25 protein-coding genes and 2 tRNA genes are annotated in these 25,708 nt (G+C 49.3%); 5 read left to right on the top strand and 22 right to left on the bottom strand.

Going from position 1 to position 25,708, the window contains the following annotated elements; genetic code table 11:
- Positions 1-12: 12 nt before the first annotated feature.
- The 17 genes from QUE62_RS03955 to QUE62_RS03875 all read right to left on the bottom strand — a co-directional run bounded on the left by QUE62_RS03955 (position 13) and on the right by QUE62_RS03875 (position 14,360).
- On the bottom strand, positions 13-351 hold the full coding sequence (locus QUE62_RS03955) for an H-NS histone family protein (RefSeq protein ID WP_286262400.1): 339 nt from the start codon (positions 349-351) through the stop codon (positions 13-15).
- Between the two features lie 281 nt (positions 352-632).
- Entirely contained in the window at positions 633-1,037 is a 405-nt protein-coding gene (locus QUE62_RS03950; protein ID WP_286224535.1) for a PaaI family thioesterase, read from the bottom strand.
- Entirely contained in the window at positions 1,037-1,450 is a 414-nt protein-coding gene (locus tag QUE62_RS03945) for a VOC family protein (protein WP_286224534.1), read from the bottom strand. The genes QUE62_RS03950 and QUE62_RS03945 overlap by 1 nt, the downstream gene beginning before the upstream one ends.
- A gap of 20 nt (positions 1,451-1,470) precedes the next feature.
- Positions 1,471-1,547 (bottom strand) — tRNA-Pro (locus tag QUE62_RS03940).
- Between the two features lie 19 nt (positions 1,548-1,566).
- Positions 1,567-1,917, bottom strand: a complete 351-nt coding sequence (locus tag QUE62_RS03935; RefSeq protein WP_108508275.1) for a MerR family transcriptional regulator — start codon at positions 1,915-1,917, stop codon at positions 1,567-1,569.
- Positions 1,892-2,212 carry an integration host factor subunit alpha gene (locus QUE62_RS03930; protein WP_108508274.1) on the bottom strand — a complete coding sequence of 107 codons (321 nt, stop codon included), beginning with the start codon at positions 2,210-2,212 and terminating at the stop codon, positions 1,892-1,894. Before QUE62_RS03930 ends, QUE62_RS03935 begins: the two co-directional genes overlap by 26 nt.
- A gap of 67 nt (positions 2,213-2,279) precedes the next feature.
- On the bottom strand, positions 2,280-4,721 hold the full coding sequence (gene pheT / locus QUE62_RS03925) for a phenylalanine--tRNA ligase subunit beta (RefSeq protein ID WP_286262398.1): 2,442 nt from the start codon (positions 4,719-4,721) through the stop codon (positions 2,280-2,282).
- Positions 4,722-4,729: 8 nt separating this feature from the next.
- Positions 4,730-5,773 carry a phenylalanine--tRNA ligase subunit alpha gene (pheS, locus tag QUE62_RS03920; protein ID WP_286262397.1) on the bottom strand — a complete coding sequence of 348 codons (1,044 nt, stop codon included), beginning with the start codon at positions 5,771-5,773 and terminating at the stop codon, positions 4,730-4,732.
- Positions 5,774-5,785: 12 nt separating this feature from the next.
- A complete protein-coding gene (rplT, locus tag QUE62_RS03915) occupies positions 5,786-6,148 on the bottom strand; it encodes a 50S ribosomal protein L20 (protein WP_108508272.1) in 363 nt (120 codons plus the stop codon).
- Positions 6,149-6,164: 16 nt separating this feature from the next.
- Positions 6,165-6,362 (bottom strand): 50S ribosomal protein L35, encoded by a 198-nt coding sequence (gene rpmI, locus QUE62_RS03910; protein ID WP_108508271.1) that lies wholly within the window; start codon positions 6,360-6,362, stop codon positions 6,165-6,167.
- A gap of 104 nt (positions 6,363-6,466) precedes the next feature.
- Positions 6,467-6,988 (bottom strand): translation initiation factor IF-3, encoded by a 522-nt coding sequence (gene infC / locus QUE62_RS03905; protein WP_215372542.1) that lies wholly within the window; start codon positions 6,986-6,988, stop codon positions 6,467-6,469.
- A gap of 44 nt (positions 6,989-7,032) precedes the next feature.
- Positions 7,033-8,955, bottom strand: a complete 1,923-nt coding sequence (thrS, locus tag QUE62_RS03900; RefSeq protein ID WP_286262395.1) for a threonine--tRNA ligase — start codon at positions 8,953-8,955, stop codon at positions 7,033-7,035.
- Between the two features lie 76 nt (positions 8,956-9,031).
- Positions 9,032-9,108 (bottom strand) — tRNA-Val (locus tag QUE62_RS03895).
- Positions 9,109-9,126: 18 nt separating this feature from the next.
- A complete protein-coding gene (locus QUE62_RS03890; protein WP_286262393.1) occupies positions 9,127-11,127 on the bottom strand; it encodes a RelA/SpoT family protein in 2,001 nt (666 codons plus the stop codon).
- Between the two features lie 30 nt (positions 11,128-11,157).
- Positions 11,158-12,978: an alpha/beta fold hydrolase gene (locus QUE62_RS03885; protein ID WP_286262391.1), complete on the bottom strand. Its 1,821-nt coding sequence runs from the start codon at positions 12,976-12,978 to the stop codon at positions 11,158-11,160.
- Positions 12,975-13,628 carry a CoA transferase subunit B gene (locus QUE62_RS03880; RefSeq protein WP_108508268.1) on the bottom strand — a complete coding sequence of 218 codons (654 nt, stop codon included), beginning with the start codon at positions 13,626-13,628 and terminating at the stop codon, positions 12,975-12,977. Before QUE62_RS03880 ends, QUE62_RS03885 begins: the two co-directional genes overlap by 4 nt.
- Positions 13,629-13,664: 36 nt before the next feature.
- Positions 13,665-14,360 carry a CoA transferase subunit A gene (locus QUE62_RS03875; protein WP_286224528.1) on the bottom strand — a complete coding sequence of 232 codons (696 nt, stop codon included), beginning with the start codon at positions 14,358-14,360 and terminating at the stop codon, positions 13,665-13,667.
- A gap of 103 nt (positions 14,361-14,463) precedes the next feature.
- On the opposite strand from QUE62_RS03875, the gene QUE62_RS03870 reads away from it, so the two are divergent.
- Entirely contained in the window at positions 14,464-16,134 is a 1,671-nt protein-coding gene (locus tag QUE62_RS03870; protein WP_286262389.1) for an electron transfer flavoprotein-ubiquinone oxidoreductase, read from the top strand.
- On the opposite strand, the gene QUE62_RS03865 is transcribed toward QUE62_RS03870, so the two are convergent.
- The 3 genes from QUE62_RS03865 to QUE62_RS03855 are packed head-to-tail and all read right to left on the bottom strand — an operon-like array spanning position 16,123 to position 19,260.
- Complete coding sequence (locus tag QUE62_RS03865; protein ID WP_286262388.1) at positions 16,123-17,283, bottom strand: MFS transporter; 1,161 nt, start codon at positions 17,281-17,283, stop codon at positions 16,123-16,125. The genes QUE62_RS03870 and QUE62_RS03865 overlap by 12 nt on opposite strands.
- Before the next feature lie 6 nt (positions 17,284-17,289).
- Positions 17,290-18,393, bottom strand: a complete 1,104-nt coding sequence (aroC, locus tag QUE62_RS03860) for a chorismate synthase (RefSeq protein WP_286224525.1) — start codon at positions 18,391-18,393, stop codon at positions 17,290-17,292.
- A gap of 15 nt (positions 18,394-18,408) precedes the next feature.
- Positions 18,409-19,260 (bottom strand): YihY family inner membrane protein, encoded by an 852-nt coding sequence (locus QUE62_RS03855; protein WP_286224524.1) that lies wholly within the window; start codon positions 19,258-19,260, stop codon positions 18,409-18,411.
- Between the two features lie 47 nt (positions 19,261-19,307).
- Here QUE62_RS03855 and wrbA point away from each other — a divergent pair, with 47 nt between their 5' ends.
- From wrbA to QUE62_RS03835, 4 genes are read left to right on the top strand one after another with little or no spacing between them, the layout of a single operon-like run.
- On the top strand, positions 19,308-19,913 hold the full coding sequence (gene wrbA, locus QUE62_RS03850; RefSeq protein WP_286262386.1) for an NAD(P)H:quinone oxidoreductase: 606 nt from the start codon (positions 19,308-19,310) through the stop codon (positions 19,911-19,913).
- 3 nt (positions 19,914-19,916) lie between these two features.
- Positions 19,917-20,303 carry a DUF2069 domain-containing protein gene (locus QUE62_RS03845; protein ID WP_286262384.1) on the top strand — a complete coding sequence of 129 codons (387 nt, stop codon included), beginning with the start codon at positions 19,917-19,919 and terminating at the stop codon, positions 20,301-20,303.
- Between the two features lie 9 nt (positions 20,304-20,312).
- Positions 20,313-21,731 (top strand): FAD-binding oxidoreductase, encoded by a 1,419-nt coding sequence (locus QUE62_RS03840; RefSeq protein ID WP_286262382.1) that lies wholly within the window; start codon positions 20,313-20,315, stop codon positions 21,729-21,731.
- A gap of 38 nt (positions 21,732-21,769) precedes the next feature.
- Positions 21,770-22,282 carry a histidine phosphatase family protein gene (locus QUE62_RS03835; protein WP_286262380.1) on the top strand — a complete coding sequence of 171 codons (513 nt, stop codon included), beginning with the start codon at positions 21,770-21,772 and terminating at the stop codon, positions 22,280-22,282.
- Here the strand turns inward: QUE62_RS03835 and QUE62_RS03830 are convergent.
- Both QUE62_RS03830 and QUE62_RS03825 read right to left on the bottom strand, forming a co-directional pair.
- Positions 22,275-22,610, bottom strand: coding sequence for a P-II family nitrogen regulator (locus QUE62_RS03830; protein ID WP_286262379.1), 336 nt, complete (start codon positions 22,608-22,610; stop codon positions 22,275-22,277). The genes QUE62_RS03835 and QUE62_RS03830 overlap by 8 nt on opposite strands.
- Entirely contained in the window at positions 22,607-25,702 is a 3,096-nt protein-coding gene (locus tag QUE62_RS03825) for an efflux RND transporter permease subunit (RefSeq protein WP_286262377.1), read from the bottom strand. The genes QUE62_RS03830 and QUE62_RS03825 overlap by 4 nt, the downstream gene beginning before the upstream one ends.
- Positions 25,703-25,708: the final 6 nt, after the last annotated feature.

Raw genomic sequence — 25,708 nt, 5'->3', positions numbered from 1 at the left:
AAATGATCAGGATTACTTAATCGCAAATTTACTGCGATCCTTCCCTGCGATCCATTTAGGGGCCTTACCGCGTCCGGTCCAAGTTTCTCCAGTTGCTGGATTTTTATACTTGGGGGCGACCTTACCGCGCTTTTTACCTACCCGCTTTTTAGCGGCTGCTTTTTTGGCTGGACGTCCACGCTTGCCGGCACCGGCAGCCTTGCGACCAAATAAGTCACTCACAGTTAAGCCAAATTCATCAATGATCTTTTTGGCCTTTGCAATTCCTTCAGACTTTTCACGCTGCATCAGGCTCTGGATCTGACTGTCCAACTTCTCACGCTGCGCAAGTAACTCTTTATACGATGACATATTAAATAATTCCCTTGAATTTTAAAATAATGGTGAGGGGTAATAAATAAAAAATTTAGAAGGAATAAATCATTTATTGATTAGTCTTTTTTAATTATTCATTATTACTACGAATCGATTATATATGAATCAAGAAATAATTCATTTTGGATTATTCACCCTAGAGTGAATAATAAATTCGTGATTTAAATTGACTATTTATTATAATAATCAGTTACTTATGATTATTAAGTACTAAAAAATATAATAATTAATTGAATAATTAATTTAACTAATTTGATTTAACTGGCTTGATTTTTAGCTCGGCGCAGCATGAAACTGCCTGTGGATTTAGCGGTCAATTGGCCGGCTTCATTAAAAATACTGCCCTCACAATAGTTGACGGTGCTACCAACTTTTAAGACTTTGCCTTCTGCAATGAGCATGCCTTTTGAGGGTCTCAAGAAACTGGTGGTCATATCAATCGTGATGACGCCAAGAATGTGCTCATGCGAACTACGTGCGGCAGCGGCCATTGCAAAATCCAAGATGCTCATCACCACCCCGCCATGGGCCACATGAAAACTATTTAATAGCTCGGGTCGAAGATTTAAGCGAATCCGGGAATGACCATCCTTGGCAAACTCTGGCTCGACGCCTAAGACATCCAAGAATGGGATGGTTAAACCAAAATAATCTTGACTCATTATTTAGCAAACAAGCGATCAGGATGCGCCATCGCCTTAAACTCAATCGCATTCCCTGAGGGGTCTAGGAAAAACATGGTGGCCTGCTCACCGACTTCACCCTTAAACCGAATATAAGGCTCAATCACAAACTCAATACCAGCCTTTTTTAATTTATCGGCCATCGCTTCCCACTCAGGCATGGACAGCACAATACCAAAATGGCGAACAGGTACTTTTTTACCATCCACATCGGAGTGCGCATCGTTTTTTGCTTCACCGTTAGCCAAGTGCGCCACAATTTGATGCCCAAATAAATTGAAGTCAATCCATTCATCCGAACTTCGCCCTTCAGGACAACCGAGTAAGCCGCCATAAAATGCGCGAGCATCTTGTAAGTTATCAACCGGGAAAGCTAAGTGAAATGGATGCATGGTTTTTTCCTCAACGCAGATGGTCGGGGCGAGAGGATTTGAACCTCCGACCACTTGCACCCCATGCAAGTACGCTACCAGGCTGCGCTACGCCCCGACGAAACGAATATTGTATCTCAGCGGCTTAAGACCTGAAGGACCTCTTGGAGCTCCTCGCGTAATCGCAAGGTCGATTTACTCTCGTCTAAACGGTTTTTTGCACCGCTGATCGTAAATCCCTCTTCGTACAATAGCGTACGAATTTGACGGATTAAGACCACCTCATGATGCTGGTAGTAGCGGCGATTACCACGACGCTTTTGCGGTCGCAGTTGAACGAATTCTTGCTCCCAATAACGCAATACATGGGGCTTTACCCCGCACAACTCCCCCACTTCGCCAATCGTGAAATACCGCTTACTCGGGATTGGGGGAAGCAGCGAAACCGTATTCGCTTTGGAATCAAGCTCTGTTTTGGTTCTGAGCATGGGACTCGACCGCGTCCTTTAGCTTCTGACTGGCATGAAAAGTGACGACACGTCGCGCCGCAATCGGGATCATCTCACCCGTCTTTGGATTACGCCCTGGGCGCGCAGTTTTATTGCGCAACTGAAAATTACCAAACCCTGAGATCTTGACCTCAACCCCAGATTCCAGAGTCTCGCCAATTCGATTAAAAAAGGCGTCAATCATGTCTTTTGCTTCGCGCTTATTGAGACCAACTTGATCAAATAAGGCTTCCGAGAGTTCATTTTTGGTCACGGTTTGATTATTTGCAGTCATAGCGACACTCTTTTCTGATTCTAATAAATTGGTTTTCAGTAACTAATATAGCAAATCCGGATTGCCGCTAGCGCAATCGCGCTTTGCAGTGATTTTTTAAGGCGTCCAATAAGGCGGTCATGCAGGTTTCCACTTCTTTATCTTGCAGTGTATCTTGATCATTCACTAAGGTGATCCGAAACGCAAGGCTTTTCTCATGAAGCGCCATCGAGCTGCTCTCTTTTTGAGGACGAAACTCATCAAAGAGCTCGATTTTGTGAACGAATGGTTGGCGTTGTGCCAGCATCACATCAAGTAAGGACTGCGCTGGAACTGATTGATCTACCACAACAGCCAGATCACGTTGCACTGCAGGAAACTTACTAATCTCCGTCGGTGCTGGTAAGCCCACATCACAAATTGAATCCCAATTAAGAGAAAACAATACTGGGGCCGAACTCAGCTCATAGGTTTGCTGTAAAGCTGGATGCAACTCACCAATCCAACCAATTACATGATCGCCCAAATAAATATGGGCGCTGCGGCCCGGATGCAAAGCGGGATGGGTTTCTTTGTCAGCTTTGGTCTCGATCTGTAATGGGCTTAGTAAGCGCTGCAGATCACCCTTCACATCAAAGAAATCCACCAAACGATTGGGCGATGCCCATTGCTCAGGGTTTACATAACCATAGGCCAAGCCGCCCACTTGTTTGGTTTGGATAAAACCTGCGACGATGCCAGGAGCCTCTGGTTGACTCGCATCCCTAGTAAATACTCGACCGATCTCAAAAATACGAACCCGTCCGGCACCGCGATTCAGATTGCTGCGCAGGTTCTGTAAGAGGCCGCCCCATAAATTGCTGCGCATCACACCATACTGGCTCGCTATCGGATTGAGTACGGTGATAGGACTGTTCTGTCCCATCTGCAGTTCGGATTGGGGATCAATAAATCCAAAGTTCAAGACCTCTTGATAACCCTCATGTGCTAAGCGATGGCGCAACGCGTGCACCGGTCGTTGGCGCTCCTGCGGGGCACTCATCTTCAGCTCGGCTTTTGGTGGAGAATCGGGAATGTTCTCGAATCCATATAAACGCGCTACTTCTTCGATGAGATCTTCCTCGATATCGAGATCAAAGCGATAACTTGGGGCCTTAACAGTAAATACACTAGCCTCGCCCTGCCCTGAAACAGTGAACTCGAGACCCAAGCGTTTGAATACATCACTCACTTGCTCGATGCTTAATGGAATACCAATCACACGTTGAGCTCGCTCGAGGCGCATCGCTACTGCTTTGCGTTCTGGCAATTGTGTAATTTGATCATCGATCGGCCCCAATTGACCGCCACAGATCTCCACAATGAGCTGACTAAGGTAGTCCAATGCAGAAATGGTTAATTGTGGATCAACACCCCGCTCAAAGCGGTGCCCCGCATCGGTTGTAAAGTGATAGCGTCGGGCGCGACCTGCTATTGCAGCAGGCCACCAAAAGGCTGCCTCAACATAAATGTTCTGAGTTGCATCACTCACTGCGGTACGATCCCCGCCCATGATGCCAGCAAGACTGATGGGGCCTTCTTGATCCGCAACCACTCCAACGCGTAGTCCTTCTAAATGCGCTTCCACGGTTTGATCATTGAGCAACTTCAATGACTCGCCGGGCTTACCCCAGCGGACTTCAATCGGATCCTTGAGTTGATCAAGATCGAATATGTGATTAGGCTGACCGATCTCGAGCATCACATAATTGGAGATATCTACCAATGGCGAAATACTACGCTGACCCGCGCTCGCTAGGCGGTCTTTAATCCAAGCTGGCGTCTCTACCCTGACGTTCACTCCACGGATCACGCGACCGGCAAAGCGACCGCATAGATCTGAATCCATTATTTTGACCGACACACGGTCGTTAATTGTTGACGCAAGTGACTCGCGCTTTGGAACACAAAGAGCAGCGCCTGTAATCGCAGCAACTTCTCTCGCAATCCCGATGATGGATAAACAGTCGGCCTTATTGGGAGTTAATTTGATCGTAAAGAGTTGATCATCTAGGTGCAAATAGGTTCGCAGATCTTGCCCGATCGGCGCATCACTGGGCAGCTCCAAAATCCCGGCATGATCTTCGCCGAGACCCAACTCGCGTCCCGAACATAACATGCCATTACTTTCCACACCACGTAACTTGCCAACCTTGATCTGAAATGGTTTTCCACCAACTTCACTCGGCGGCAACTCAGCCCCAACCAAGGCGCAGGGAATTTTGATGCCAGCACGTGCATTCGGTGCGCCACACACAATTTGCAAGTTGGGATGATCGGGTCCTGCATTCACGCGGCATACCCGTAAGCGATCAGCATCGGGGTGCTGTTCTGCTGAAATAATTTCAGCAACCACGATCTTAGTGAATGGCGGTGCTAGTGAGCGTCGCTCCTCAACCTCAAGACCGGCCATAGTCAGAGCATGCGACAGTGCCTCACTATCAATGGGTGGATTAACGAACTGGCGTAACCAGGATTCAGAAAATTGCATGATGGGAACTAGGCCGGAAATTGCGCAAGAAAGCGCAGATCGTTATCAAAGAAAAGACGCAGATCGTCGATACCATAACGTAACATAGTTAGACGCTCGAGCCCCGATCCAAAGGCAAAGCCCATATACCGCTCAGGATCGATGCCCATATTACGCAATACATTGGGATGAACTTGGCCCGCCCCCGAAATCTCCAACCATCGACCCGCTAATTTACCGCTCGCAAAGGCCATATCAATCTCAGCTGAGGGCTCGGTAAATGGAAAATACGATGGCCGAAAGCGTACTTGCAAGGCATCGGTTTCAAAAAAGGTCCGCAAGAAATCGGTGTAAACGCCTTTGAGATCAGCAAAGGAAACATCCTTCGCAATCCATAAACCCTCCACCTGATGGAACATGGGTGAATGAGTTGCGTCACTATCGACGCGGTAGGTGCGGCCCGGCGCAATCACTTTGATTGGCGGCATATTGTCTTGACCATAACGCTTTACGTGCTCACTTGCATAACGCACTTGAATCGGACTGGTATGCGTTCTGAGCAAAAGCGGTTTGCCTTGCGCATCCTTGCCGTCAACATAAAAGGTGTCTTGCATGGAACGTGCAGGGTGATTCTCAGGGCTATTGAGGGCCGTGAAATTAAACCAATCGGTTTCAATCTCTGGGCCATCGGCGACATCAAAACCAATCGAATGAAAGATGGTTTCAACTCGTTCCCAGGTTCGCATCACAGGATGCAAACTACCGAACGTCTGCCCACGACCTGGCAATGAGACATCAATTGCTTCGGCGGCAAGTCGGGCTTGTAATACTTGATCAGCTAAGGCTTGACGACGGGCGTTTAAGGCGTCCTCAACGGCTGTTTTGGCTCGGTTAATCTCCGCGCCTGCGCTTTTGCGCTCTTCAGGCGACATTCCACCGAGCGCCTTTAAGCGCTCAGTTAAAAGTCCTGATTTACCGAGATACCGAGCTTTTGCATCCTCCAAAGCAGCAGAGTCGCTGGCTTTGGAGAAATCGCGTTTGGCATCCTCGACAAGTTGGTCGAGAGAAACCATGGCTGCAGGAACTTAAGCGTGTGCTACGGCTGATTTGACACGTGTGACCAAGGCAGCAAACGCGTCCTTGTCAAACACAGCCATATCCGATAGAACTTTACGATCGAGTTCGATCGACGCTTTCTTCATGCCATTCATGAATACGCTATAGGTCATATCGTGTTCACGCACAGCAGCGTTGATCCTGGCAATCCATAAAGCACGGAATACGCGCTTCTTGTTACGACGATCGCGATAGGCGTATTGCCCAGCGCGCATAACCGCTTCTTTAGCGATTCGGAATACGTTTTTACGACGTCCACGATAGCCGGTTGCGGCATCGGTGACTTTCTTATGACGGGCTCTCGCTGTAACCCCACGTTTTACTCTTGGCATTGTGCTCTCCTAAGATTTATGCGTAAGGCATCATGGCGCGAATCGACTTAACATCCGATTTCGCGACCGGAGCGGAACCCCGCAACTGACGCTTGTTCTTGGTGGTTTTCTTGGTGAGGATGTGACGCTTAAACGCCTGTCCTCGCTTGATCGATCCGCTCGCGCGGACCTTGAAGCGCTTGGCTGCGCCACTTTTGGTCTTCATTTTGGGCATGACTGCTCCCTTTTCTTCTCTGTGCGATTACGGTGGCAACCGACGGCTGCTCTTCCTGTACCGATGATTCGCTACTTAGTACTACCTACTGCAACTACAAACTCTTACTTCTTCTTGGCGGGCGCTAAGACCATCACCATTTGTCGGCCTTCCATCTTGGGAAACTGCTCGACTTGACCATAAGGCTCTAAATCCACCTTCAGTCGATCCAACATCTTTGCACCGATTTCTTGATGGGCCATTTCGCGACCCCGAAACCGAAGCGTAATTTTTGTTTTATCGCCGTCTTCTAAAAAGCGAATCAGATTCCGTAGCTTCACACCATAATCACCATCATCGGTACCAGGCCGGAATTTCACTTCCTTTACCTGAATCACCTTTTGCTTCAGCTTAGCTTCGTGCTGACGCTTGGCTTCTTGGTATTTGAACTTACCAAAGTCCATCACTCGGACTACAGGTGGATCAGCATTCGGAGCAATCTCGACTAAGTCGGTATCTTCTTCCTCAGCTAACCGTAAGGCTTCGTTCAACTTAACTACACCGACCACATTGCCGTCGGATCCGATCAAACGCACTACAGGGGCAGTAATTTCCTGATTGATGCGTTGCAATTTTTCAGTAGCGATCTTCTAATTCCTCTCTCAAAAACAATCAAAAGCCATCACACCCCCTAGCTAGGCTCGGGTCCGACTTTCTGGGCAATATCCTGCTGGAGTCGGGTGACGAAGGCATCTACGGGCATAACCCCTAAATCAATTCCGCCACGGGCACGAACGGCCACCGTATTACTTTCACGCTCTTTATCGCCAACGACAAGCAAATAAGGCAGTTTTTGTAATGCGTGCTCGCGTATTTTATACGTAATTTTCTCATTTCGCAAATCAGATTCCACCCTAAACCCTTGTTTTTTCAGCATTTGCTGGATTTTTTGGGCATATTCGGCCGAATTTTCAGAAATATTCAACACAATTGCCTGGGTTGGAGCGAGCCAAACCGGCATGGCGCCGGCATGATTTTCTATCAAAATCCCGATAAAACGCTCCAAGGAGCCCACTATCGCTCGGTGCAGCATGACTGGGACCTTACGGCTATTATCTTCGGCTACATACTCAGCCCCTAGGCGGGCTGGCATAGAAAAGTCGACCTGCATCGTGCCGCACTGCCAAGAACGCCCAATCGAATCCTTGAGGTGGTACTCAATCTTGGGCCCGTAGAAAGCACCCTCACCAGGCAGCTCTTCCCAGGTTTGACCGGAGGCTTTGAGAGCCCCTCTTAGCGCAGCCTCGGCTTTATCCCAAATGGCATCATCCCCTACGCGCTTACCAGGACGCAGGGCTAATTTCACAGCCACTTCTGTAAAGCCAAAATCGCGATAGACCGCTCGAACTGCTTGGTCAAATGCGGCAACTTCTGCCTGAATCTGATCTTCGGTACAAAAAATGTGACCATCGTCTTGGGTAAATCCGCGTACCCGCATCAATCCGTGAAGTGCGCCTGAGGGTTCATTGCGATGGCATTGTCCAAACTCACCAAAGCGCAGCGGTAACTCACGATAACTATGCAAGCCTGAATTAAAGATTTGCACATGGCCTGGGCAGTTCATGGGCTTTAATGCATAGGCCCGGTTTTCCGACTCGGTCGTGAACATGTTCTCTTTGTAGTTGTCCCAGTGACCTGATTTTTCCCAAAGACCGCGATCCAGAATTTGTGGAGCCTTGACCTCTTGATAACCCTCGTTCTGATAAACGCGGCGCATGTACTGCTCCACCTCTTGCCAAATGGCCCAACCTTTGGGGTGCCAGAACACGAGGCCTGGCGCCTCATCCTGGAAATGAAATAAATCAAGCTGTTTGCCTAGGCGGCGATGATCGCGCTTCTCAGCCTCTTCCAACATATGTAAGTAGGCGTCTTGATCTTCCTTCTTGGTCCAAGCGGTGCCATAAATCCGTTGCAACATCTCATTCTTGCTATCACCGCGCCAATATGCACCGGCGAGCTTCATGAGTTTGAATACCTTGAGTTTTCCAGTCGAGGGCACGTGAGGGCCGCGGCAGAGGTCGGTAAATTTGCCCTCGGTGTAAAGCGAGACCTCTTCATTTTGCGGAATGCTCGCAATGATCTCGGCTTTATAAATTTCGCCTTGCTTTTTGAAGAACTCAACCGCTTGATCTCGGGGCATCACTTGACGAACGACTGGCTCATCCTTCTTGGCTAACTCCAGCATTTTTTTCTCAAGCGCAGCGAGATCATCTGGAGTGAAAGGTCGGTGATACGAAAAGTCGTAATAGAAACCGTTCTCAATGACTGGGCCAATCGTGACCTGCGCATCGGGGAACAATTCTTTAACAGCATATGCAAGTAGATGGGCAGTGGAATGACGAATGATGTCCAAGCCTTCGGGGTTTTTATCGGTAATGATGGCCAAGTGCACATCATGGTCGATCGTGTGACTCAGGTCCACTAGACGGCCATCCACAGAGCCGGCGAGCGCAGCTTTGGCTAAACCGCTCCCAATCGATTGCGCAACTTCAGCAATGGTCACCGGCGCAGCAAACTCGCGCTTCGAACCATCAGGAAGAGTAACCGCAACCATACACACTCCATGCATAAAAGAGAATGCGCGTTCGTCCCAAACACCATGAACACAACGCGCATCCGATCTGTTTCGTTGGTAGGCTCGATTGGACTCGAACCAACGACCCCCACCATGTCAAGGTGGTGCTCTAACCAGCTGAGCTACGAGCCTATATTTATCAAGAGTTTATCACCGCCGGCGTACTTCGGTGACGCCGCGCAATCCCTCAAGCCCCGTTTGTACTAAACGGAGTGCCTCCGCATTCGAGATTTCAACGGTTAATTGAATATGCGCCACGCCTTTGCGAACCGATTTTTTGAGATCAATCACATGGACGCCAATCTTGGAAGTAATCTCAAAGAGTTCCCGCATCAGCTCAGGTCGATCAAGAGCAATGATTGATAAATCGGCAGGGAAAACTCGTTCTTTATTACTGCCCTGCTCTGGATCTAACTTGGCACTCCACGCCGTTTGGATCACACGCTCTGGTGCGCGCTCTAGGAGCCCTCGAAAAGTTCTGCAACTGCGTCGATGAATCGATACCCCACGGCCTTGGGTCACAAATCCAGCGATTGGATCGGGGGGAACCGGTCGACAGCATTTGGCCAATTGCGTCAGTAAAGAATCCACTCCCACAACCAATACATCTCCGCGCTGATTGGCTGCACTCGCGCGCGTGCGAATCTGAATCTCTTCCTTCTTATCAAGTGACTTATCAGCACTCTTATCGAGCTTGCTATCACTTACCTTACTCGGAGCTTGACTCGCCTCATCATCAAGTGCATTGAACCACGCACGCACCCGCGCCCGCGCACGCTGCGAACGCAAATAGCCACGCTCGGGGTTGAGCCAATCTCGTGAGGGCCCACCTTGCTTCACCGAAATGATTTCTACGGTCTGGCCATTGAGTAAGGGGGTATCGAGCGGCACCATAGCTCCATCAATCCGAGCACCACGACAGCGATGGCCAAGATCGGTATGCACTGCATAGGCAAAGTCGATCGGTGATGAACCCTTCTCCAAAGCGATCACTTTTCCTAATGGAGTGAGCACATAAATATGATCATCAATCTCATGATGCTTGAGCTGCTCCCAGGCATCCTCTTTCCATGAGATTAATTGCCGCGCCCAGGCAATTTGGCGCTCATAAGCTACTGCGGCACTATGGGTTCCGAGATCTTTTGCTTGCGCGGCATACGCGCCCTCCTTATAGCGCCAATGTGCTGCTAAGCCATACTCCGCCTGACGATGCATTTCTTGCGTGCGAATCTGAATTTCAAATGCAATCCCATTCTCATCAATCACAACAGTATGCAGGGATTGATAACCGTTTGGTTTGGGCCTAGCAATATAGTCATCAAACTCTTTTGGCACCGGTTGCCAAATGTTGTGCACTAAGCCCAGAGTCGCATAACAGGCCTTGACATCATTAACCAACACCCGAAATGCCCGCACATCATAGAGATTGGCAAACTCCAATGATTTGCCCTGCATTTTTTTCCAAATGCTGTAGATGTGCTTGGGTCTTCCTTGGACATCAGCTGTAATCTGGGCAAGCGATAGCTCGTGATTGAGGCGCTTGATAACATCGGCAATGAATTGCTCACGCTCTACGCGTTTGGCATCCAATAGGCCCGCAATTTCTTTATAGGTATCAGACGCAACAACCCGAAACGCCAGATCCTCCATCTCCCACTTCATTTGCCAGATACCCAGGCGATTAGCTAAGCTTGCATCGATATCTAAAATCTCTTGAGCCCAAGACGTGTTTACTTTGATGCGATGCTTTGCAATCCATCGCAGGGTCTGTAAGCGTGATGCTAAATAAATAAGTACCACGCGTAGATCGTTACCGAATGCCAACAGCATTTTGCGCAAGATCTCTTCTTGGCCTGCTACCCGCAACTTTCCGTCGTGCTTAGTGAGCTTTGCTTGAGCCTGACGCAGACCTCGGTAACCAATCAATAATGTGGCGGCATCTTGTCCGAGTTGCTTGACTAGAGCTTCTTTGCCTAAGGTGCTGTGTAAATGATGCGCAGCAATGATGCTTGCCTCATCCAGACGTAGCGTTTGCAAAATCTCTGCGACAGCATGAGAGTGAGCTTCCTCAGGCTCACCAAACCAGGCGTCGCCCTCTGGCGCTTGGATGAGATTTGTCGACAGCGGCAATACTGACTCGTTTGGACTCACAGCAATCAATCCTGATTAGCGGATAAGCCACTATAGAAAGAATTGGCGCGCAATGTCAATTTGCTCTTTTTTGATAAAGGCCGGGGCATGTCCGGTATTCGGGATCTCAATACTCTTTGCATGCGGATTTAATTGGCACATCTCATCGACCGTTTGCCGAGAAAGTAAATCCGAATCCGCACCCCGCACAATCAAAATGGGGCATTCGATTTGCTGAAAACTTTGCCACATCGCTAGCTCACCAGCTTGAGCTAGGGCCGGCGTCACTGAGGCAAATGGCACCGAGATGGCTGGGTCATAGTGCAAGACCCACTGCTGATCTTTATGAATCAGCATCGGTCCATTGAGAAGCTCCCATTCGGCATCTGTGTGTTTTCCGAAGGGAGCGCAAATCGATTTGAGTTTATCCATCGCTACATCACGATTGACATAAGAAAACGGTTTACCAACATAACTCGCCAACCGAATCAATGCGGCCGGCTCGATTCGTGGTCCGACATCATTGAGTAATAGTCGCTTAACGCCATTACCAGGAATAGCTGCATACACCATGCCAATTAAGCCGCCCATCGAGGTTCCAAACCAATTGGCCGTTTGAACTTTCAATTTGGCGCTTAGGGCGGTCATATCAGTCACATATTGAGGGACTGTGTAGAACATCGGATTACTTAAGTAGTCAGAATCTCCTCGCCCAACGATGTCTGGGCAAACCACAAAATGGCGATTGCACAAGGCCTCAGCCATTGCCCGAAAATCACTACCCCGGCGCGATAGGCCATGGACGCAATACAGCACGCTCGGATTTTGTGGATCCCCCCAAGTATGAAACGCCATCCGATGGGTTCCGGCCGGACTCGTACATTGCACATAATCCGTGTGGCCATGATGGTCACGATTGAGTAAAGCGGTATGACGCGCCTGCTCAACGCTGACTGGAGGCGATTCAAGTTCTTGTTTGCCAGCTTCTTCCGGTTGTAGCGTAATGTGGTCAATACCGTATGACTCTCGCAACATGGTGGTCAAGTTTGCGAGGATCCGCGGCCATTGCTTGAATTGTTTGATCTCCACATGGGCGATTAATGCAGGGTGACCAGGGCTCATCTCCCATACATGCAGATCATGAATTGCCATAACCCCTTCAATACGGGATAAGTCTTCACCGACCTTTACATAGTCAATATGCAGCGGCACACCCTCCATCAAGAAGTGATACGACTCTTTGAGAATGGCAACGGTGGATTTTAGGATCAAGAGCGCTACAAAGATCGATAAGATGGGATCAATCGGCATCCACCCTGTGAGCTGAATCACGACCCCAGATACCAAAGCAGCAATCGATCCCAAGAGATCGCCCATCACATGCACCAGTGCGGCGCGGGTATTGACGCTCTTTTGATCGCGTGACAGCACCCAAGCAACGATCAGATTTACAGCAAGACCCAGAGCAGCCACAATCGTCACGGTCATCCCAGCCACTGGGTGCGGATCCTGAATGCGACTCACGGCCTCAATCACAATCCATATGACTAGACCAACCATCACCAAGCTGTTCACAAAAGCTGCAAGTGCTTCAGCACGACCAAATCCAAAGGAATGCTTGGCAGATGGCGGACGTCTGGCAATGTATTGCGCCAGAATAGCAAGACCCAGTGCAGCAGAGTCAGTCACCATATGTCCGGCATCGGACATCAGTGCTAAGGAACCTGAAATTAGACCAGCAAAGAACTCAACGCATGCAAATCCAAGTGTAAAAAGCATAGCAATCCACAAAAAGGATTGCTTTCGATCAGCTACCGCGTGGGCATGGCTTGCATCCCCACGTTTATGAGCATGTAATGGGGCGCTATTCAATGAACCGCACTAGTATCAATAGGGGCGCCGGTCTTCGCCTGAATCTCTTCTTTGGTTACACCAGGCGCTAATTCCACCAACTTCAATCCTTTGGGTGTGATGTCGAGCACACCCAAATCGGTGATGATGCGATCAATCACACCTAATCCGGTTAATGGCAAGGTGCACTTGGGCAGAATTTTGATTTCTTCGGTACCGTCTTTTTTCTTGGCCACGTGCTCCATCAGCACCACGACATGTTTCACGCCGGCAACCAAGTCCATGGCACCACCCATGCCCTTCACCATTTTTCCAGGGATCATCCAGTTGGCTAAATCGCCATGCTCGCTGACCTGCATTGCGCCCAAGATCGCAATATTGATCTTGCCACCCCGAATCATTCCAAAGGAGTCCGCCGATGAAAAAATGGCTGATCCTGGCAAAGTGGTCACGGTTTGCTTGCCGGCATTAATCATATCGGCATCCACTTGTGCTTCGGTGGGAAATGGTCCAATCCCCAACAAGCCATTCTCAGACTGCAACCAAACCTCCATCCCAGCGGGAACATGGTTTGCCACCAAGGTGGGCATGCCAATACCTAAATTGACGTAGTAACCATCTTTTAACTCTTTTGCAGCACGGGCTGCCATTTCATCACGATTCCAAGGCATTGCAATTTCCTCTGTGTAATCTTTTCAAATAAATGCTTATTTAGATAGCGTGCGTTGCTCAATCCGTTTTTCCGGTTGAGGGTTGAGCACAATCCGATGGGCATAAATACCAGGGGTATGAATTTGATCTGGAATGAGATCTCCGTTTTCCACGATCTCTTCGACTTCCACCACAGTGATCTTTCCTGCCATCGCGACAACTGGATTAAAGTTGCGTGCTGTTAAGCGATAAAGCAAGTTACCTGCTTTATCCGCTTTCCATGCTTTAACGAGCGAGACATCGGCAACCAATGAGCGCTCTAGGATGTACTTTTCTCCATCAAATTCACGCTCATCCTTACCTTCAGCCACAATCGTTCCAACGCCGGTCTTGGTATAAAACGCTGGGATACCGCAGCCGCCTGCACGCAACTTCTCTGCTAACGTACCTTGAGGGGTAAATTCCAATTCGAGTTCACCAGCTAAATATTGACGCTCAAACTCTTTGTTTTCTCCAACATAAGAGGCAATCATTTTTTTGATCTGCCGAGTCGCCAGCAAAATCCCCAAGCCAAAATCATCTACTCCAGCATTATTAGATATTGCTGTGAGATTTTTGGTACCCAAGTCTTTAACCGCAGCAATCAGTGCCTCTGGAATGCCACACAAACCAAAACCGCCAACCGCGATGGTTTGCCCATCTTTCATAATGTCCTCAAGAGCAGCGCGGGCATTGGGAAATATCTTGTTCATTCGCCTAACTTTCTTTCACGTTCTTTAATCAATACCGGATATCACCTAAATGATAACCGCTCTGCATGACCGATTCATGGCTTAAAAGCACTAAACTAGAGTGATGAATACCGAGGAATTACTTGCTCAATACGGCCCGCGCGAGGCCATGGACTATGACCTCGTGATCGTCGGGGGTGGCCCCGCTGGGCTATCGGCAGCAATCCACGCCAAACAAATTGCCCAGCGCGAGGGTCGTGAGATCTCCGTTTGCGTATTAGAAAAGGGTTCTGAGGTCGGCGCTCATATTTTGTCGGGCGCCATCATGGATCCACGCGCCCTCAAAGAATTATTTCCTGATTGGCAAGCACTGGGGGCTCCGCTCGAGACACCAGTTAGTAAAGATGAATTCATCTTTTTGACCGAATCGAGCTCGTTCACGGTACCCCATCTTTTGCTACCAGAGTGCTTTAACAACCACGGTAATTACATTTTGAGTTTAAGTAATTTCACGCGCTGGCTCGGTGGCCAAGCGGAGCAACTGGGCGTTGATATTTTTCCAGGGTTTGCTGCGGCAGAAATTTTGTTTAATTCCCAGGGTGCGGTTTGCGGAGTCGCTACCGGTAATTTAGGAATTCATAAAGATGGGCAGATCTCAGAACAGTTTCAGCTTGGCATGGAATTGCGAGCCAAGTACACCTTATTTGCTGAAGGCTCACGCGGTCATCTCGGCAGACAACTGATCACTAAATACCAACTCGATCGCCAATCCGATCCACAGAGTTACGGTATTGGCATTAAAGAACTCTGGGAAGTAACGCCCCAGAACCATCGCCCGGGTTTAGTGATTCATACGGCAGGATGGCCCTTAGATCGTCAGACCTATGGCGGATCTTTTTTGTATCACTTTGGTGAAAACAAGGTGGCCGTCGGCATGGTGGTTGGCCTCTCCTACCGCAACCCTTATCTCAGTCCCTTTGATGAGTTCCAACGCTATAAATTGCATCCTGCGATTCGTCCGACGTTCGAGGGTGGTAAGCGCTTGGCCTATGGTGCACGTGCCATTACCGCTGGCGGCTTAAATAGTTTGCCGCAAACGGTGTTCCCTGGCGGCGCCCTGATTGGCTGCGATGCGGGCTACCTCAACGCATCCCGCATTAAAGGCAGTCATGCAGCGATTAAATCCGGCATGTTAGCGGCCCAGGCAGCCATGTCTGCGCTCTCTGAAAATCGGGCCAATGATATTTTGAGCGCTTACCCCAGTGCCTTTAAAAATAGTTGGCTGTATACCGAACTCAAGCAGGCGCGTAACTTTAAAGCATGGATGTCTAAAGGTTTATATCTCGGCACCCTCATGGTTGGTATTGAACAAAAAGTGTTTGGTGGAAATGTGCCATGGACTATTCATCAGAAAAAAGCCGACTACGAATATCTTGAACCGGCGCGCTTACATCAGGTGATTGAATATCCAAAACCCGATGGCAAAATTACTTTTGATCGACTCTCCTCGGTATTTATCTCCAATACCAATCATGAGGAGAATCAACCAGCTCACTTAACCCTCAAGGATGAAAGTGTGCCGGTGGCCATTAACTTAGATATCTATGCGGGCCCTGAGCAACGCTACTGCCCAGCCGGTGTTTACGAATACATCGAGGTGGAAGGTAAGCCCAAGCTCCAAATCAATGCCCAAAACTGCGTGCATTGCAAAACCTGTGACATCAAAGATCCTACCCAGAATATTGTATGGGTCACCCCTGAAGGAGGCGGTGGTCCGAATTACTCAGGAATGTAAAGCAGTTTGTTTGGTTTTAACCTGCGCAATCGCAACACCGGCCAAGGCGCACGCCACCGCTGCCATACCAAACACTTGATTGGGGCCCCAATGATCCCAAATCCAGCCTGCGCATAAGCCACCCAAGGTTCCTCCAAAACCATAAGCAACCGTCGTAAAGAGTGCCTGACCGCGCGCTTGCAAGGGACCGCTGAACCAACCCTGAATTAATTTGGTACTTGCGCTATGGTGTGCTGCAAAGGTCGCGGCGTGCATTAGCTGCGCTAAGATTAATAGACTAGTACTGGCAAAGTAGCCGATTAATACAAAGCGGATCACCGCAATCATGAATGTTGCTTGCAACACACTCGTTGGTGAGTATCGCGACATGACCTTACTTTGAAAATAAAAGAAGATGACTTCTGCGGTCACTCCCAATGTCCAGAAAAACCCGATCTCGGATTTGCTGTAACCTAGATCTGCAAGGTAAAGGGAATAAAACACATAGAGTGCAGCATGGCCAAAGATCATGGCAAATGCGGAGACTAAAAACCAGCGCACCTCTACCCGCCGCAATACCGTACGAAGCTCCCCGCGCACCAAGGGGCGACGCTCAATCTTAGGCTCTCGAATTAAAAAGGTGTCGATCGCCAGTGCAATTAATACACCTAAGCCTAACCAAGGGAAGACTTCGATACCCCACCATTGAAATACTTCACCAGCGAGCAAAACCATGGCAATAAAGCCAATCGATCCCCATAGGCGCAGCCGTCCATAGCGATGGTCAAACGAGTTATCTTTAAATAAGGCGTGTACAGTCGCCGCCTCCCCTAAGGGCACCATGCTACTGAGAATAGTGTGCAGAATAAACATCCAGATTAAAAATGGGATGTACTGCTCCAAATAGAAAATGATCAAGAAACACAGAACCGCCAGGACTCCGCAAAAGCGCATGATGCCCACCCGGTTGGATAAATAATCCGATAGCCAACCCCAAGAGAACGGCCCCAAGATACGGGTCACCTGCAACATCGACATCAACGCGGCGATCTCAAGAGCACCAAAACCCAACTCTGAGAAGTACAAGCTTGCATACGGCGACATGAGGCCAATGTAGGCGAAGTACAAAAAGAAAAAGGCCCCGAAGGCCCAACGCGAAGACGCTGTCATGAATTCTTAGGTGCTACGAGAGGCAGCAATTGCGGGAGGACTCACCGCGACATCGCCGCATTGAGCACGATGACGCAAAGCATGATCCATTAGCACCAATGCCAACATCGCTTCAGCAATTGGCGCAGCACGAATTCCGACGCAGGGATCATGACGCCCTTTGGTCTGAATCGTTGCGGGCTTACCGTGCAAGTCAATGGTCTCTTTGGGACTCATGATGCTTGAGGTTGGCTTGATCGCAATTGATACACGAATATCTTGCCCAGTACTAATACCACCCAGAACACCACCGGCATTATTACTAGCAAAGCCATCCGGATGCATCTCGTCACCGTGTGCACTCCCCTTTTGGGCCACCACCCCAAATCCTTCGCCAATCTCCACGCCCTTAACGGCATTTATACCCATCATCACATGGGCAATATCGGCGTCTAACTTATCAAAAAGCGGCTCGCCCAAACCAATGGGTACTTGGTGAGCCACAACTTCAATTTTGGCTCCACACGAATCCCCGGCTTTACGGAGTTGATCCATATACTCTTCGAGCTTCGGAATGATGCTGGCATTCGGGGCAAAGAATGGATTGCGAGCAATTTCTTTTGCATCTTCGAATGGAATGGCAATTTCACCCAGTTGGCTCATATGTGCCACGATTTGAGTACCGTAGTGTTCCCGCAACCATTTTTTTGCGATTGCTGCGGCTGCAACCACGGGGGCGGTTAAACGTGCTGAGGAGCGCCCGCCACCGCGCGGGTCTCGAAAGCCATATTTATAGTGATAGGTGTAATCAGCGTGACCTGGCCGAAAGGTTTGTAGGATCTCGCTGTAATCTTGGCTGCGTTGATCGGTATTGCGAATCAACAAACAAATGGGGGTACCCGTGGTTTTGCCTTCAAAGACGCCAGACAAAATCTCGACCTTGTCCTCTTCTTTGCGTTGGGTTACATGGCGCGAGGTACCTGGCTTGCGACGATCCAGATCCACCTGAATATCATCGACCGATAGTTCCATTCCTGGGGGACAACCATCCACCACCGCACCAATTGCAGGACCGTGCGACTCACCAAAGGTGGTTACAGTAAATAGAAGACCTAACGTATTTCCAGACATACCATCATTATGGCATTAGGCAGGCGCCTGTTCCCGCTGACGGTTTTGCCGAATGGTTGGCAAGTTCGCCACAATCACAGCACCGGCAAGGGTAAGCCACCAGGTGATATAGATCCAAATCAACATGAGGGGCACGATCGCAAAGGTTCCATAAACGGTTTTATAAAAGGCCGCTTGGGTCACGAAATAGGCAAAACCAAACTTGGTGATCTCATAAGCAACGGCCACAAAAGCAGCCCCCACAAATGCATCACGCCAGGTCACTGGGGCATAAGGCAGGATTCGGTAGGCCAGAGCAAAAACGATGAGCGCCAATACGCTAGGAATAATCGTGCTGATGAATTTAAATCCTGCCGATAAGGTGGGGAACCAGCCACTAGCAGAACCTAACAATATACCGCTGAGATAAATTCCCAGACCTAAGAGGATGGGGCCGATCACGGTTGCTGCCAAATAGATGATGAGCTTTTTTAGAAAGGGTCGACGCTCTTTAACCTTCCAGATCTCATTAAAGGCACGCTCAATGACCACCATGGTCAAAATCGTCGTAATCACTAGCCCAAGCGAGCCCACAATCGTTAATCCCTTGGCTTTGGCAGAGAACTGGTTAAAGTAACTAAATACTTGTTGGCTGATGCCGCCTGGGAAATAGTTTTTTAATAGCCAGGTCTGAAAAGCATTACGTAGATTAATCACGGCCGGGAATTGGCTCAGCAAGATCGACCCAATGGTGAGCATCGGTACCAAGGACAAAATCGTGGTGAAGGCCAAACTAGCCGACACCTGGCTCAAGCGTAAATGTTGATTGCGATCCCAGAGCTCTTTGCCTAGGGGCAACCAACGCTCGATCGGAAAAGATAATGGCATGACCGTATCATAGGGGATCTGACTGAAATTCCATAGAAAGTGCCGTTATGCGTTCATCCGAGATCCTAGTGTTGTACTACTCCCGCTACGGCGCGACCGAGCAGCTCGCTCGACTGATTGGCCAAGGAATTGAGAGCGTGCCCGGAGTTGGCGCACGTCTGCGAACGGTGCCTGCAGTGTCAACCGTTTGTGAAGCTAGCGAACCGCCCGTACCGAAGGATGGGCCTCCGTATGTCGAGTACTCTGATTTGGAGGAATGCATTGGTCTAGCACTGGGATCACCGACCCGCTTTGGCAATATGGCTGCGCCGCTCAAGTATTTTTTGGACGGCAGTACATCACAATGGTTAAGCGGCGCACTGCAAGGGAAGCCCGCCTGTGTATTTACCAGTACCGGTAGTTTGCATGGCGGCCAGGAGACCACTCTTCTCTCCATGATGATTCCTCTTTTTCACCATGGCATGGTGTTGCTTGGTCTACCCTATAGCAATCCCGAACTCATGAACACCACGAGTGGTGGAACACCGTATGGTGTATCGCACCTTGCCCACGCTGATGGTAGCGCCCCGATTAGTGCAGATGAATCTCGCTTAGCCATTGCCCAAGGTAAGCGTTTGGCTGAAGTCGCTTTACGTCTTCAAGGTGGCAAATAAATCATGCTGAGTGGATTACTGAAAAAAGATAAGTATGTGCTGATTGCCAGTGCCGCAATTGTTGATTTAATTGTGTTGTGCGTTGCTTGGGAATGGATCATTTCACCGCTGCGTCCCGGGGGCTCATGGTTGGTGCTAAAGGCAGTGCCTTTAATCATCATGTTGCCAGGGGTATGGCGCGCGAATGTTTACACCATGCAATGGAGCAGCATGGCGATCCTGATTTACACCACCGAAGCCTTAACCCGGATTACCGAACCCGGTTGGAATATGTGGATGGCCATCCTGGAACTCATCCTATCGGTAACGGTTTTTATTACCTTACTGATGTATCTCAAACCCATTAAGGCGGCGGCTAAGGCAAAAGCGGCTGATGAAGCAAAGCACTAGAATCATTCCATGAATCACTCCGAATTCATTTCACATTGTCAGTCGATTGTTGGAAATGCTTATGTATTGGTCGACCCCAATGATCAAGCGCCCTATCTAAGTGATTGGCGCAATCGCTATCACGGCAAAGCACTCGCTGTTTTACTTCCCAAAACAACCGAAGAGGTTGCCAAGATCGTCAAAGCGTGCGATCAAGCGTCGATTTCCATTGTTCCGCAAGGCGGCAATACCAGCATGTGCGGAGCGGCAACCCCCAATGACTCGGGCCAGCAAATCGTTCTGAATCTCAAGCGGATGAATACGATCCGTGAAATTAATCCCAGTAACCAAACCATGGTGGTCGAGTCAGGTTGCATTTTGCAAACCTTACAAGAGGCTGCCAAGACACAGGGATTTTTGTTTCCGCTCAGTCTTGGCGCTCAGGGAAGCTGTCAAATTGGTGGCAATCTGGCCACCAATGCGGGTGGTACTAATGTGCTACGCTATGGCAATGCCCGCGAACTGTGTTTAGGCCTCGAAGTAGTCACTGCCCAAGGTGAGATCCTGCATGGTCTGCGGAGCTTACGCAAGGACAACACCGGATTTGATCTGCGTGATTTATATATTGGTTCCGAGGGGTGTCTTGGCATCATTACCGCCGCGGTGATGAAGCTATATCCCTTGCCAGTGACCCAATGGACTGCTTTAGTAGCTGTCCCAAATATTCCGGCGACGATTGAGTTGCTAAGTCTTTTTCAGAAACGTACTGCCGCCCTACTCACTGGCTTTGAAATGATGTCAAAGGACTCCTTGGACCTCACTGCCAAGCAATTTCCCCACATGAAAAACCCTCTTGCCAATGACCCTCTTTATACGGTCTTAGTCGAGTTATCGGATCATGAAGGTGAAGAACATGCGCGTAACTTGATGGAACAGGTTCTTGAGTCTGCGTTTGAAGCTGGTATTGCGAGTGATGCGGTGATTGCGAGCAATCTCTCCCAAGCCCAATCGTTTTGGACCATGCGTGAGCACATCACGATGGCACAAGCGCAAGAAGGCGCCAATCTAAAACACGATATCTCGCTACCAATCTCAGGTCTTGATGCCTTTATCACTGAGACTGATCGACTGATTCGGGATCAATTTGCTGGGGTGCGTATTATCAATTTTGGGCATTTGGGTGACGGTAATTTGCATTACAACATTGCTCCGCCACTTGGGACTAATGCCAGCGAGTTCAATCGTGCTCATGAAGCAGCCATTCATGACGTGGTCTATTCTCAGGTCGAGAAACACCATGGCTCCATTTCGGCAGAGCATGGCATTGGGCAACTCAAACTCCCCGACCTAGAGGCTCATCGTGGATCGGTGGCGCACCAACTGATGCGCTCTATTAAATCCGCTCTAGACCCCAAGAACATCATGAACCCGGGTAAGGTATTGCCTTGATCCGAATCCTTGTCGCACTCTGGGTGTGGCTGGTGTTCATGCCAATGGCAAATGCCAACCTGCTCTCTGAACTTCAATCAGGCTCAAGTCTCATCATCATGCGTCATGCCGATGCCCCTGGGATCGGCGATCCCCCAGGTTATCGGATTGGCGATTGCTCGACCCAACGCAATCTTGGTGAGTATGGACGTCAGCAAGCCAAAGAGATTGGTGCATGGTTAAGTAAGCAAGGCATTAGTGAGGCTCGTATGTTCAGTAGCCCCTGGTGCCGATGCCTCGATACGGCAGTGTTACTTAATAAAGGTCCAGTTACAACGGAGCGTTCACTCGGTTCCTTCTTTAATGAAATGAGCGAGAGCAGTAAACAGACCCGAGAGTTAGAGGCATTTGTGCGGCAGCAACTATCCAAGTCAAACAAATTACCGCTGATTTTGGTGACCCACCAAGTAAATACGTATGCCTATACTGGAATGTCGGTTGGCGTAGGTCAAATGCTGCTTGTGAAAGTGAATTCCCAAGGCAAGGCCATTAGTAGCCGTGCACTCAATTAATTGGGTTTGGATAGTTCTTCGCAATAAAGAAGGCACGCTCAACATTCACCTTCCAGACAATTCCATCGCCCACCTGCCCAGTCTGGCACGCTTGGACTAAGCGATCCATGATCGTATCAGCCACTTCATCATTGCAAACGATCTCAATCCGAACTTTTGCTGAGTAATCGGTTAACTCATCTTTAATGGTGGTTTTTTCGACTCGGTTCGGTGCGCTGCAACCCTCGACTTTTGTTACTGTCATTCCAGGAAAACCGGGGGTGTCCATCAGTGCGGCCCGCACCATGGGTAATTTATTCGGACGAATCACTGCCTTTATTTCAATCACGCTTCAACCTTTTTCTCTTCAAACCAACCGTATAGAACCGGCAATACCAATAATGTTAAGCCCGTTGAAGTAATTAGACCTGAAATAACCACAATAGCAAGAGGTCTTGTGACCTCCGATCCCGGGCCGCCGGAGAACAGCATGGGAATCAAGGCCAACATCGCCACCGATGCGGTCATCATCACAGGTCTAAAGCGATGTGCACACCCATCAATGAGAGCCTCATGCAAAGGCATGCCGTCATCGCGCAATTGTTTGATAAAGGAGATCAGCACCACGCCGTTTAGTACCGCAATACCCCAAAGATTGATAAATCCGACAGCAGCTGGTACCGATAAATACTCGCCGGTAATAAAGAGGCCGAAGATACCTCCAATCGATGCAAACGGCAGAACCAAAATAATGAGTCCAGCCAAACGAATCGATTGGAATAGCATAAAGAGCAAGAAGAAAATCGCGGCAATCGTGAGCGGAATGATGATCATGAGTCGTGCCATGGCGCGCTCCATGTTCTCAAACTGACCGCCCCAAACCAGGGTATAGCCCTCGGGTAATTTCACATCCTGGGCAATTTTCTTTTGGGCTTCATCGACAAAACCACCCAAATCACGACCCTGCACATTGACACCAATCACGAGGCGACGCTTACCGGACTCGCGCGAGATTTGCGGTGGACCATCAAGTAACTCAATCTTCGCCAGATCCTTCATGAGCACCTGGGCGCCATTAGGCGATAGCAGGATGATGTTCTCGATGGCATCGATCTTGTCACGGTAAGGGGCTGGATAGCGCAACACCATGGGGAAGCGGCGCTCACCCTCGTAGACCGTGGAGGCCTGTTTACCACCGATTGCGGTTTCGATTACGTCATTGACATCGGCCACATTAATACCGTAGCGCGCAATCGCATCGCGATCGATCTTGATATTGAGGTAGTTTTGGCCAGAGGCTTGCTCGATCCGCAGATCAGTACTGCCCTTCATGCGCGATAAGATTTGACTAATCTGAGTGCCCAGTTTGATGAGCGTCTCAATATCGTCGCCAAAGATCTTGATCGCTACTTGTGAACGTACACCCGAGACCATTTCGTCAACACGGGCTGCAATCGGTTGAGAGATCACCAACTCCACACCGGGCAAGGTCTTTAATTTCTCACGAATTTGATTGGCAATTTCCTCTTGGCTTAGATCTCGATCGCCTAAGGGCTTCAAGGTCACGATCGGATCGGACTCGAATGGTTGACCAGGGTCGGCCGGGGACTCACCGCGTCCTAAACGGGATACCGCCATTTCCACACCGGGAATAGTCATGATTCGTTTGAGAGCCTCAAACTCCAACTTAATCGACTCATCGAGCGCAATATTGGCGGAGCGCACAATCACTGGAGTGATAGAACCCTCTTGCATCACCGGGATAAATGATTTACCCAAAAAGATAAACAGAACCACACTAGCGCCTAGCGCAATCAGAGCGCGTTTTACGACTAAACGCGGATGCTTTAAGCTCCAATCGAGCATAAAGTTATAGGGTTTACGCAACTTTGCCACAATCTTCGTGTCGTCCTCGCTACCGCCTTTGAGGATGTATGAGCATAGGACGGGAGATAGTACAAACGAGAGAATTAATGAAATCGTTAGCGCAATCGCAATCGTGATCGCCATCGGGGCAAACATCTTGCCTTCCATGCCCTCGAGAGCAAGCAAAGGCATAAATACCAAGATGATGATGCCCACACCAAAGAGCACAGGTTTACCAACTTCGGTAGCGGCCTCCAAGATAATACGGTTACGGGACTCACCCATTTTTAGGCGAGCGCCTAACTTAGCAAAAGTGTTTTCAACCACCACGACTGAGCCGTCGACCATAATGCCAATGGCGATTGCGAGACCACCCAATGACATCAAGTTCGCAGAGATGCCATAGCGGTTCATGACAAAGAATGTGAGTAGTGGGGTCAAGATCAGAGTGGCCACCACAATGATCGATGAACGCACATCGCCCAAGAACAAGAAGAGCAACACGATCACCAAAATGATGCCCTCAACCAAGACCTTGGCAACGTTGAACATCGCTGCATTGACCAGATCGGTTCGGTCATAGAACGGCACAATCTGCAAACCCTCAGGCAATAACTTACGCTCGTTAATCTCAGCGACCTTGGTCTTAATGCGATTAACTACCTCTCGAGCATTCGCGCCGCGGTTCATCTGAATAATGCCAGCCACACTCTCGGTAACACCATTTTTAATAATGGCGCCCTGCCGAATCTCATTACCAATCATGACCTCAGCAACATTGCGCACATAAACTGGGGTTCCCTTCACTTCTTTCAGAATAATCTTGCCAATGTCCTCAGGCTTTGCCACAAGACCAACCCCACGAATCAAATACCGCTCTGCATAGGTCGGTAATTGGCCGCCACCAGAATTGGCGTTATTGCGAGCCAGTGCCACATACACATCTTGCAAGGTAATACCGTAGTGCCGCAAGCGCTCAGGATTAACCAACACTTGATACTCTTTAGCGAAACCACCTTGGGTATTAATCTCAGCAACACCTGGAATCGAGCGCAACATCGGCCGCACCACCCAATCCTGAATCGTGCGGCGCTCTTGTAACTCGTCTTCGGTTAACTCCCGATTACCATCAGATGGATGCTCGAGGGTGTACTGATAAACCTCCCCGAGTCCCGTAGTCGGTGGCGCCAAGACGGGAGTGATCCCATCGGGCATACGGGACGCAACCTCAATGAGACGCTCTAGAACAAGTTGGCGGGCAAAGTAGATACTGGTCTTATCAGTGAAGACCAGGGTCACAATGGAAATACCGTTACGGTTGAGCGAACGCATCTCTACGAGGCCGGGTAAGCCGGTCATGCCTAACTCAATCGGGATCGTGACAAAACGTTCGACTTCTTCGGGTGATTTACCAGGGGCCTCAGTCGCGATTTGCACCTGAATGTTTGTCACATCCGGAAAGGCATCAACTGATAAGCGCTTGGTGGCAAATAAGCCTACGAAGAATAAGCAAACGGAGATCACCACCACCAGTAGGCGTTGCTGAAGAGCAAAACGGACAATACGCTCAATCATATTAAA

Source organism: Polynucleobacter sp. HIN9, assembly GCF_030297635.1.
Taxonomy (GTDB): Bacteria; Pseudomonadota; Gammaproteobacteria; order Burkholderiales; family Burkholderiaceae; genus Polynucleobacter.
This window is presented reverse-complemented; position numbering and strand designations above follow the sequence as displayed.

Bases quoted from the DNA above. Each gene is read 5' to 3' on its own strand.
- aroC (WP_286224525.1), bottom strand. From the start codon at position 18,393: ATGTCTGGAAATACGTTAGGTCTTCTATTTACTGTAACCACCTTTGGT.
- QUE62_RS03845 (WP_286262384.1), top strand. From the start codon at position 19,917: ATGCTGAGTGGATTACTGAAAAAAGATAAGTATGTGCTGATTGCCAGT.
- thrS (WP_286262395.1), bottom strand. From the start codon at position 8,955: ATGGTTGCGGTTACTCTTCCTGATGGTTCGAAGCGCGAGTTTGCTGCG.
- rplT (WP_108508272.1), bottom strand. From the start codon at position 6,148: ATGCCAAGAGTAAAACGTGGGGTTACAGCGAGAGCCCGTCATAAGAAA.
- QUE62_RS03825 (WP_286262377.1), bottom strand. From the start codon at position 25,702: ATGATTGAGCGTATTGTCCGTTTTGCTCTTCAGCAACGCCTACTGGTG.
- QUE62_RS03880 (WP_108508268.1), bottom strand. From the start codon at position 13,628: ATGCCTTGGAATCGTGATGAAATGGCAGCCCGTGCTGCAAAAGAGTTA.
- QUE62_RS03865 (WP_286262388.1), bottom strand. From the start codon at position 17,283: ATGACAGCGTCTTCGCGTTGGGCCTTCGGGGCCTTTTTCTTTTTGTAC.
- QUE62_RS03840 (WP_286262382.1), top strand. From the start codon at position 20,313: ATGAATCACTCCGAATTCATTTCACATTGTCAGTCGATTGTTGGAAAT.
- pheS (WP_286262397.1), bottom strand. From the start codon at position 5,773: ATGGTTTCTCTCGACCAACTTGTCGAGGATGCCAAACGCGATTTCTCC.
- QUE62_RS03855 (WP_286224524.1), bottom strand. From the start codon at position 19,260: ATGCCATTATCTTTTCCGATCGAGCGTTGGTTGCCCCTAGGCAAAGAG.
- QUE62_RS03945 (WP_286224534.1), bottom strand. From the start codon at position 1,450: ATGCATCCATTTCACTTAGCTTTCCCGGTTGATAACTTACAAGATGCT.
- QUE62_RS03955 (WP_286262400.1), bottom strand. From the start codon at position 351: ATGTCATCGTATAAAGAGTTACTTGCGCAGCGTGAGAAGTTGGACAGT.
- pheT (WP_286262398.1), bottom strand. From the start codon at position 4,721: ATGCAATTTTCTGAATCCTGGTTACGCCAGTTCGTTAATCCACCCATT.
- QUE62_RS03950 (WP_286224535.1), bottom strand. From the start codon at position 1,037: ATGAGTCAAGATTATTTTGGTTTAACCATCCCATTCTTGGATGTCTTA.
- rpmI (WP_108508271.1), bottom strand. From the start codon at position 6,362: ATGCCCAAAATGAAGACCAAAAGTGGCGCAGCCAAGCGCTTCAAGGTC.
- QUE62_RS03835 (WP_286262380.1), top strand. From the start codon at position 21,770: ATGCCAATGGCAAATGCCAACCTGCTCTCTGAACTTCAATCAGGCTCA.
- QUE62_RS03870 (WP_286262389.1), top strand. From the start codon at position 14,464: ATGAATACCGAGGAATTACTTGCTCAATACGGCCCGCGCGAGGCCATG.
- QUE62_RS03935 (WP_108508275.1), bottom strand. From the start codon at position 1,917: ATGCTCAGAACCAAAACAGAGCTTGATTCCAAAGCGAATACGGTTTCG.
- QUE62_RS03930 (WP_108508274.1), bottom strand. From the start codon at position 2,212: ATGACTGCAAATAATCAAACCGTGACCAAAAATGAACTCTCGGAAGCC.
- wrbA (WP_286262386.1), top strand. From the start codon at position 19,308: ATGCGTTCATCCGAGATCCTAGTGTTGTACTACTCCCGCTACGGCGCG.
- QUE62_RS03875 (WP_286224528.1), bottom strand. From the start codon at position 14,360: ATGAACAAGATATTTCCCAATGCCCGCGCTGCTCTTGAGGACATTATG.